The following is an 8053-nucleotide window of genomic DNA, read 5'->3' as shown; positions in this document are numbered from 1 at the left end:
GCGGATCGAAAAAGTCAGTGCCGAATCCACCAATGACTCGGATGACGCATAGCCATTCACGTCTCGCTTGCAATTATTGACGCTCAGGTCATATTGAAATCATGGCGCGCACAAAGCTGATATCGGACCGTGATGTTTTCCAGCAGGTTCTGACCTTGCTGCTGAAAAATGGTGAAAAATCGGTGACGTTTTCCACGGTTTCGGCAGCAACCGGGCTAGCCCCAACCACCCTGGTGCAGCGGTTAGGCAGTTGCTCCGACATGATTTTGGGTGCGATTGCGCAAGCGTGGGACGAGCTGGATCAGTTGGTTGAAGCCGCGACGCTGGATGCCAGCACCATGAACAAAGGCTTGCCGGGCCTGCTGAAATCGCTTGTGGGTCCGATTGATCCGGGGGCGTTGCTGACCCTCAGCTTGCGCGATTCCGGGCTGACAGGGCGGGCAAAAGCATGGCGGCATAAGGTGGAACAGGCGATTGCAGCCCGGTTGGACGTCAGCGCGAAAGCCAAGGAAACCGCAGCGCTGATCTTCGCGGCGTGGCAGGGCAGGATGCTTTGGGACGCTGGTGGCGGCAAAGGTTTTCGGCTGGGCGATGCGATCAAGCGGCTTGGTTAACTATCTGGCAAGATAGGTCTTATAAAGCCAAATCAGCACGATAGCACCCAACACTGCCCCTACTAACCCGGCCAGCCAGCCCGTGATCACCACCAGACTACGCAACAAGAATCCGCCGATCAGCGCGCCCGCGATGCCAAGCACCACCGTCGTTGGAACATCCGCCTCAACGCGCATCACCCGCGTCGCGAGAAACCCCGCCGCCGTGCCGATGATAATCAAGAACACCAGTCCCATCCGCGCCTCCTTCGGCTGTGTCGTTTATATGGGGACGATTGCTGAAAATGAAATGGCCGCCGTAATCGAACTTTTGCGTGACGGTCGGGCAGGATCAGCCCAGCATGTCCGGCATTTTCAGCCCGTTCAGAAAATCGGCCGCCGACATCGGGCGCTTGCCCTCGCGCTGCGCCAGTGTGATCTCGACCGCGCCATCGCCGCAAGCGATGCGCAACCCGTCCAGCACCTGCCCTGCCACACCCGCACCCTCGGCGACACGAGACCGCAGCAGTTTGATCCGCTCGCCATTGATCTCGCACCAGGCGCCAGGGAACGGTGACAACCCGCGAATTTGCCGATCAACCTCGGCTGCGGGCTTTGACCAAACCACACGCGCTTCGGCCTTGTCGATCTTGTTCGCGTATGTGACTCCCTGTTCGGATTGCGGAACGGCAGTCAGCGGCAACAGATCAATCGTCGCACAAATCAACGTGCTGCCGATCAGCGACAGGCGGTCATGCAGATCGGCCGTGGTCTCTTCCACCCCGATTGTCGTCGCTTCGCAGGCCAGCACCGGGCCGGTATCCAGACCGGCCTCCATCTGCATGATGCAAACGCCGGTTTCAACGTCTCCCGCCATGATCGCGCGGTGAATCGGCGCGGCCCCACGCCAGCGTGGCAGCAGCGAGGCGTGGATATTCAGGCAGCCAAGGCGCGGCTGATCCAGCACGGCTTGCGGCAAAATCAGCCCATAAGCAACGACAACGGCCAGATCAGCCTTCAATCCGGCGAAGGCCTGTTGAGCCTCGGCGTCGCGCAGCGAAACCGGGTGGAAAACCGGCAGACCCAGGGCCTCGGCACAAATTTGCACGGGGCTTGCGCGATCTGCTTTGCCGCGGCCGGCAGGGCGCGGTGGCTGGCAGTAGACGGCGATGATTTCATGCTGCGCGTTCAATGCCTTGAGGATTGGCACTGAAAACTCTGGCGTGCCCATGAAAATGATTTTCATTGCCGTTTCCGCAATTTGTCTGCCCGTGCAATCAGCATTTTTCGCTTCACCGCCGACAGGTGATCAAAGAACATCTTACCCGCCAGATGGTCGATCTGATGCTGCACCGATGTCGCCCAAAGATTGACGAAATCGCGCTCTTCCAGCTGATTTTCTGCATTCAGAAACCGCACGGTCACCGCACGCGGGCGGCGCACCACGGCCGACACGCCGGGCAGATTTGGCGAGGCCTCTTCATGCTCGCGAAACTGCCCCGAGGCGTGCAGAATTTCCGGGTTGGCCATCAGAATGGCCTGCCCACGCTGCTCGGAACAATCGACAACGGCAAGGCGCTGCGGGATGCCAATCTGCACCGCCGCCAAGCCGTAGCCGGGCATCGCATCCATCGTATCAACCATATCAGCCCAAATCGCACGCACCTGATCGGTGATCTCGATGACCGGTGTGGCCACCGCGCGCAGACAGGGATGCGGGTAAGGCAGGCAGAGTCTGACGGTCATATCATGGCACTTTCGGCGAGGGCGCGTGCCGCAGGATCAAGGTGATCTAGCGTCAGGATGCCATTCAGATGGTCAAATTCATGCTGCGCACAGATTGCGGCAAAGCCTGTGAATGTTTCTTCACAAATGGCACCGTTCAGATCTGTCCAGCGCATCCGTATTGATGTCGCGCGCGAAACCTGGCTGGTGATGCCGGGTAAAGACAGGCAGCCTTCCGGGCCAGTCGCGGTTTCTGCTGACCGCCAGAGCAGTTCCGGGTTGATTAGAACGCGCGGCGCGAAGTTGCCCTCTTTCCAAGTGCAATCCATCACGAAGATGCGCTGCAAAACGCCGATTTGCGGCGCGGCAAGCCCGCGTCCGGGGGCGGCATACATGGTTTCCAGCATATCAGCCGCCAAACCGGACACATCAGTGCTGATTTCCGCACAAACCGTCGTTAACCGCGAATCCGGCCAGCGGAGGATGGGCAAAACTGCCATCAGTAATCCGAACCTGACCGCGCCCGTTCTCGTTTCAGCTTTTCCATCTTGCGGGTGATCATTTGCCGTTTCAGCGGCCCAAGATAGTCAATGAACAGCTTGCCATCGAGGTGATCTATCTCATGCTGCACACACGTCGCCCACAGCCCGGAAAAAATACGCTCTTGCTGCGTGCCGTTCAGGTCCATCCAGCCGACCTTCACCGAACTTGGCCGCTTCACTTCGGCGTATTGATCCGGGATCGAAAGACAGCCCTCTTCATAACTGGCCAGATCTTCGGACGACCACAGCACCAGCGGGTTAAGCAGCGCCATCGGCTCGGGCGGGCCATCCTTGATGCAATCCATCACGATCAGGCGCTTCATCACGCCGACCTGCGGCGCGGCCAAACCAATTCCGGGCGCGTCATACATGGTTTCAAGCATGTCCGACGCCAGAGCAGAAATCTCGGCGGTCACCGCAGCGATCGGCTCGCAGGGCTTTTTCAGACGCGGATCGGGATGGATCAGGATATCACGGATCATGTTTGGGATTTACGGCGCGGGGGCAAATCGTGCAAGAGGGCGGTAGGGTTTCTGAGAAATTGATGGACGGGCGCAGGTGTCGGTATTTTATACCATCATTTTAGCACAATCAGGAAATAAGTTCCAACTTAACGATTAAACTAAGGAAGATTTTCCACATACTCTAACTTATCTAGAACTAAATACCGAAACACAGCAGGACGACAATGACCTTCGATACACCAATCAACCGCTTTGGAACACATTCTGTCAAATGGGATTCGATGGAGGCCTTCTATGGTGTGCCGGCCAAGGACGGGATCGCCATGTGGGTGGCCGATATGGATTTCCGCCCGCCAGCCTGCGTGCAAACCGCGTTGGAAGGCATGCTGGCCCACGGCGTTTACGGCTATTACGGCGATGATGCCGCCTATCTGGATGCGATCCGCTGGTGGATGCAGACCCGGCATGGCTGGACGGTGGAGCGGGATCAGATTTTCACCACGCATGGTTTGGTGAACGGCACCGCGATGTGCGTCGATGCGTTTACCAAACCGGGCGACGGCGTGGTGCTGTTCACGCCGATTTATCACGCCTTCGCGCGGGTGATCAAAGGGGCTGGCCGGCAGGTGGTGGAGTGCAAGCTAGCCAATGTGAACGGGCGCTATGAAATGGATTTCGCGGCCTGGGATGCCCAGATGACCGGCAATGAGACCATGCTGATCCTGTGCTCGCCGCATAATCCGGGTGGCCGCGTTTGGACGCTGGATGAATTGCAGGGCGTGGCGGATTTCTGCACCCGCCACAACCTGTTGTTGGTGTCAGATGAGATTCACCATGATCTGGTTATGCCGGGGCAGAAGCATACGGTGATGACAGCGATACCGGGGATTTCCGAACGTTTGGTCATGATGACCGCCACCACCAAGACCTTCAACATCGCAGGCGCGCATTCCGGCAACGTGATCATCGCCGACCCGAAACTGCGCGCGCGCTTTGCCGAGCGGATGAATGCGATGGGGATCTCGCCGAACTCGTTTGGCATGTTCATGGCGACGGCGGCCTACTCGCCCGAAGGGGCGGCTTGGGTCGACGAACTTTGCGGCTATCTTGCGGGCAATGCCAAGATTTTCAACGACGGCATTAACCAGATCCCCGGCTTGAAATCCATGCCGCTGGAGGCCACCTATCTGGCTTGGGTGGATCTTGCGGGAACGGGCATGGCGCAATCCGAGTTCATCGATCGGGTGCAAAAACAGGCGAGAATCGCCTGCAACCACGGAACACCCTTTGGTGCTGGCGGCGAGTCGTTCCTGCGTTTCAACCTTGCCACTCCGCGCGCGGTGGTGGTTGAGGCGGTGCAGCGGTTGCAAACGGCCTTCGCCGATCTGCAATGAAAGCACTGGCGCGGATATTCTCTGCGCTGGTTTTGATGGCTTGTCTGGTGGCTGCGGCGGCATTGATCTGGCTGCGGCCCCCGGAAAACCTGCCGCCGATGGATGCGATCGATCGCATCGTGATCGAGAAAGCCGCGCGGCGTATCGTATTGTTTCAAAATGGCAAAGCCCTGCGCCGCTATCCGGTTGCTTTGGGCACCAACCCTGTTGGCGACAAGATCAGGCAAGGCGACAATCGCACGCCCGAGGGCATCTTCCGCATCAATCGCAAGAATGCAGACTCGGCGTTTCATCTCTCATTGGGGCTGGATTACCCACAACCCGCCGATATCGCGCGGGCGCGGGCTGGCGGCTATGATCCGGGCGGCGATATCATGATCCATGGCCAGCCGAACGCCCTGCCGACAGATATCGTGATCCCCGGCGATTGGACGGCGGGCTGCATTGCGCTGCCCAACGCCCAGATTGCCGCGATCTTTGCGGCAACGCCGATTGGCACCGAAGTTGAAATCAGGCCCTAGGCAACAGCGCCACCGGCGCGTTTTCGTCGCGTTCGTAATCCAGCGGCACACGATCAGACACCAGCGTCACCCGCTTGAAATCACAGACCAAATCCCCGTCGTCGACAAGCGATGCCACGATCAGGCACTGAAAGATATGCCGGGATCCGTCGTAGACATCGACCAGACCGCGCAGATGCGGTGTCAGGGCGGCATCCAGAGCGAAACCATCATGCCAGAAGCGCGTGACCGGAAACACCGCCTCACCAACCTGCACCCGCAGCCGTGACTTGCGCGCAAACTCGCGTTTGCGGGCCGCATCAAGACCGTCTCGGATATCCTGTGGCAAGAACTCCAGCATCTTAGCCTCCTTCATTGAGATCAAGATTGCCAAGAAACTGCTTAATTTTGTGACAGGTTTGAAATCGCAGACGGAAATGCGCCGCCGCCGTTGCGGAAATGTCGCAAATCATGGGCTGGCCGGGCATTTGCGCCCCTGCTAGCCTGCGCGGACACAGCCGCAGGATGTAGGGAACAGGATGATCACATTGGCCGAGTTGAATGCTGCATTGCCGCATGTGCTGGCAGCACCCAAAACCGATGCCCCGATTCTCGGGCTTTGCCTGCGGCCGGGGATTGGGTTGCGCGCGTTTCCTGACCAGATCCGCATGACCAAAGCCGAGGGTATTCCGGGGGAGCGTTGGACAACAACGCCTTGGATGCGGCTGGAGGACGGCAGCCCCGATCCGCGCATTCAGGTCTCGATTCTGCCCAGCCGGGTGATGGATCTGGTCTGGCAAGATCGCAGCCAGCCGCATCCCGGCGATCCGATTGTGGCAGATTTTGAAACATCCGAGGCCAATCTGCCGGTGGGCACGCGCATTCAAGCGGGCACTGCGGTGTTGCGGGTTTCCGATGTGTGGAACGACGCCTGCGTGAAGTGGAAAGTGCGCTATGGCAAAGACGCATACGATTGGGTGCGCAGCAATCCGAACCTGCGGCTGCGGGGCATCCTGTGCTCGGTTGAACGCGATGGTGAGGTGGGTTTGAAGGATCGGTTGCAGGTGCTGCGTTAACCATAGATCGCGGGTGTTGTTTACGAAGCCTTAAGGTTTTGCTAACATGATGCTTTACGGAACTTCGTCATTCAGTTGACTTACCATCAAAACGGCCCGGCGGGGGTGCGACCTCGCCGGGCCTCCTTTGTTTTGGGTCATATCCCTATCCAAAGGCGGATGATGACAACCAACAGCGTCGCCGCCGCGATCAATACCATCCATTTTCGGAACTTCATTTCGTCCAGTCTTCTCACCTCCGTTCACCGCAAAGGATCGCGGCAAGGTCAGGGTTAACTGGCGGTGGTTAACAATACCTATAGATTGCTCACATCCCCTCATCGTGCTGGCGGGTTTCACGTCGCCATGCGACGCATTGTGCAACCATGGCGCGGGTCAGATCGGCCCAGTGTGTAAGGTTTTCAGGCGTGGCGCGCAGGGTGATCCGGGTCTCGCCTTGGTGAATATCCATCGGCGCATCGGGCTGTTGGGCGTTCCACTGTGCGATTTGTGTAGGTGTCGCGCGCAGCGGCCAAGCTTGCGCCAATTGCCAGTCATCACCGATCTGCGTGGCGGTAAATTCGGGTAAAGCCGGGTCGGTGCGGGCGTAAATCACGCCATCTACCACCTCAACGCCGGTAAAACCGGCCGCACGCAACAGCTGTTCCATCAGGCGACCAGCGCCTCGGCGCGTTTGAGGTCGACCGAGACCAACTGGCTAACCCCTTGCTCTGCCATGGTAACGCCAAACAGGCGGTCCATCCGCGCCATCGTCACGGCATGGTGCGTGATGATCAGGAAGCGGGTTTCGGTGCGCCGCGTCATCTCATCCAGCAGATCGCAGAATCGGGTGACGTTCGCATCGTCCAAGGGCGCGTCAACCTCATCCAGCACGCAAATAGGTGCGGGATTGGCGAGGAACACGCCGAAAATCAGCGCCAGCGCGGTCAGGGTCTGCTCGCCCCCCGACAGCAGCGAAAGCGTCGCGAGTTTCTTGCCGGGCGGTTGGCACATGATCTCCAGACCGGCTTCCAGCGGGTCATCGGATTCAACCAGAACCAACCGCGCCTCACCCCCGTTGAACAGATGGGTGAACAAGGTGGCGAAGTTGGCGTTAACCTGTTCGAACGCGGTCAGCAGGCGTTCGCGACCTTCGCGGTTCAGGCCTGCGATGCCGGAACGCAGCTTTTTGATCGCTTCTTCGAGGTCGATCTTCTCCTGCGCCAGCGCGTCATATTCGTCGGACACCGATTTGGCATCTTCTTCGGCGCGCAGGTTCACGGCACCCAAAGCCTCGCGCTGGCGCTTCAGGCGTTGCACCTCGGTATCGAGAACCTCGGCATCCGGCATCTTGTCTGGATCGACCTTCAGCGTATCCAGCAACTGATCGGGCGTCGCACCCTGTTCTTCGGCGATGCGCTCGGCGGCGAGGTTAACCGTCTCACGCGCGGCTTCGGTGCGGGCCTCGGCGCGGGCGCGGGCTTCACGCGCCTCGCCTGCCAGCCGCTCGCCTTCGCGTTCAGTATCGCGGGCCGTGCGCAGGGCGGCTTCGGCACCAGACAACGCATCAGCGGCCACCGCGCGACGCGCCTCGGCCTCGGTGATCGCATCACCGAGTTCTTCACGCTTGATGGCGATTTCTTCCGGCGCGGCAGAGGCCTCGGAAAGTTCTTCCTGCGTCTCGGCGCGGCGCTCGGCCAATTCTGCGATGCGCTTAGCCGCCGTGTCCAGCCGGTGCTTCCAGCCTGACAACTCCTTCACCGCTTCCTGCCTACGACGC

11 protein-coding genes and 1 pseudogene are annotated in these 8053 nt (G+C 59.4%); 4 read left to right on the top strand and 8 right to left on the bottom strand.

Features of this window, described 5'->3' with window-relative positions; genetic code table 11:
* The first annotated feature begins 101 nt into the window (after positions 1-101).
* Positions 102-614 (top strand): transcriptional regulator, encoded by a 513-nt coding sequence (locus tag U1A24_RS17690; RefSeq protein WP_322323306.1) that lies wholly within the window; start codon positions 102-104, stop codon positions 612-614.
* Here U1A24_RS17690 and U1A24_RS17685 read toward each other — a convergent pair whose 3' ends face one another.
* The 5 genes from U1A24_RS17685 to def (U1A24_RS17665) form a co-directional block, all read right to left on the bottom strand.
* A complete protein-coding gene (locus U1A24_RS17685) occupies positions 615-851 on the bottom strand; it encodes a GlsB/YeaQ/YmgE family stress response membrane protein (RefSeq protein WP_322323305.1) in 237 nt (78 codons plus the stop codon).
* A gap of 94 nt (positions 852-945) precedes the next feature.
* Complete coding sequence (gene fmt / locus U1A24_RS17680) at positions 946-1839, bottom strand: methionyl-tRNA formyltransferase (protein ID WP_322323304.1); 894 nt, start codon at positions 1837-1839, stop codon at positions 946-948.
* Positions 1836-2339, bottom strand: a complete 504-nt coding sequence (def, locus tag U1A24_RS17675) for a peptide deformylase (RefSeq protein WP_322323303.1) — start codon at positions 2337-2339, stop codon at positions 1836-1838. The genes fmt and def (U1A24_RS17675) overlap by 4 nt, the downstream gene beginning before the upstream one ends.
* Positions 2336-2818, bottom strand: a complete 483-nt coding sequence (gene def, locus U1A24_RS17670; protein ID WP_322323302.1) for a peptide deformylase — start codon at positions 2816-2818, stop codon at positions 2336-2338. Before def (U1A24_RS17670) ends, def (U1A24_RS17675) begins: the two co-directional genes overlap by 4 nt.
* Complete coding sequence (gene def, locus U1A24_RS17665; protein ID WP_322323301.1) at positions 2818-3342, bottom strand: peptide deformylase; 525 nt, start codon at positions 3340-3342, stop codon at positions 2818-2820. The genes def (U1A24_RS17670) and def (U1A24_RS17665) overlap by 1 nt, the downstream gene beginning before the upstream one ends.
* A gap of 206 nt (positions 3343-3548) precedes the next feature.
* Here def (U1A24_RS17665) and U1A24_RS17660 point away from each other — a divergent pair, with 206 nt between their 5' ends.
* Positions 3549-4718 (top strand): MalY/PatB family protein, encoded by a 1170-nt coding sequence (locus U1A24_RS17660; protein ID WP_322323300.1) that lies wholly within the window; start codon positions 3549-3551, stop codon positions 4716-4718.
* Positions 4715-5239, top strand: coding sequence for a L,D-transpeptidase family protein (locus tag U1A24_RS17655; RefSeq protein WP_322323299.1), 525 nt, complete (start codon positions 4715-4717; stop codon positions 5237-5239). Before U1A24_RS17660 ends, U1A24_RS17655 begins: the two co-directional genes overlap by 4 nt.
* On the opposite strand, the gene U1A24_RS17650 is transcribed toward U1A24_RS17655, so the two are convergent.
* A complete protein-coding gene (locus U1A24_RS17650; protein ID WP_322323298.1) occupies positions 5229-5579 on the bottom strand; it encodes a hypothetical protein in 351 nt (116 codons plus the stop codon). The two genes, U1A24_RS17655 and U1A24_RS17650, sit on opposite strands and share 11 nt — an antisense overlap.
* 178 nt (positions 5580-5757) lie before the next feature.
* Between U1A24_RS17650 and U1A24_RS17645 the strand changes: the two genes are divergently transcribed.
* Positions 5758-6294: a hypothetical protein gene (locus tag U1A24_RS17645; protein WP_322323297.1), complete on the top strand. Its 537-nt coding sequence runs from the start codon at positions 5758-5760 to the stop codon at positions 6292-6294.
* 307 nt (positions 6295-6601) lie between these two features.
* On the opposite strand, the gene U1A24_RS17640 is transcribed toward U1A24_RS17645, so the two are convergent.
* Positions 6602-6943 (bottom strand): hypothetical protein, encoded by a 342-nt coding sequence (locus tag U1A24_RS17640; RefSeq protein WP_322323296.1) that lies wholly within the window; start codon positions 6941-6943, stop codon positions 6602-6604.
* Positions 6943-8053, bottom strand: a pseudogene (locus U1A24_RS17635) (chromosome segregation protein SMC); the annotation flags it as partial. The pseudogene U1A24_RS17635 and the gene U1A24_RS17640, both read right to left, overlap by 1 nt.

Origin of the sequence: Cypionkella sp. (assembly GCF_034376685.1) — a bacterium.
Lineage (GTDB): Bacteria > Pseudomonadota > Alphaproteobacteria > Rhodobacterales > Rhodobacteraceae > Cypionkella.
This window is presented reverse-complemented; position numbering and strand designations above follow the sequence as displayed.

Excerpts from the sequence above, each read along its gene's own strand:
- def (WP_322323301.1), bottom strand. The coding sequence starts at position 3,342 with ATGATCCGTGATATCCTGATCCATCCCGATCCGCGTCTGAAAAAGCCC.
- def (WP_322323303.1), bottom strand. The coding sequence starts at position 2,339 with ATGACCGTCAGACTCTGCCTGCCTTACCCGCATCCCTGTCTGCGCGCG.
- U1A24_RS17685 (WP_322323305.1), bottom strand. The coding sequence starts at position 851 with ATGGGACTGGTGTTCTTGATTATCATCGGCACGGCGGCGGGGTTTCTC.
- U1A24_RS17650 (WP_322323298.1), bottom strand. The coding sequence starts at position 5,579 with ATGCTGGAGTTCTTGCCACAGGATATCCGAGACGGTCTTGATGCGGCC.
- U1A24_RS17645 (WP_322323297.1), top strand. The coding sequence starts at position 5,758 with ATGATCACATTGGCCGAGTTGAATGCTGCATTGCCGCATGTGCTGGCA.
- U1A24_RS17690 (WP_322323306.1), top strand. The coding sequence starts at position 102 with ATGGCGCGCACAAAGCTGATATCGGACCGTGATGTTTTCCAGCAGGTT.
- fmt (WP_322323304.1), bottom strand. The coding sequence starts at position 1,839 with ATGAAAATCATTTTCATGGGCACGCCAGAGTTTTCAGTGCCAATCCTC.
- U1A24_RS17660 (WP_322323300.1), top strand. The coding sequence starts at position 3,549 with ATGACCTTCGATACACCAATCAACCGCTTTGGAACACATTCTGTCAAA.
- U1A24_RS17640 (WP_322323296.1), bottom strand. The coding sequence starts at position 6,943 with ATGGAACAGCTGTTGCGTGCGGCCGGTTTTACCGGCGTTGAGGTGGTA.
- U1A24_RS17655 (WP_322323299.1), top strand. The coding sequence starts at position 4,715 with ATGAAAGCACTGGCGCGGATATTCTCTGCGCTGGTTTTGATGGCTTGT.
- def (WP_322323302.1), bottom strand. The coding sequence starts at position 2,818 with ATGGCAGTTTTGCCCATCCTCCGCTGGCCGGATTCGCGGTTAACGACG.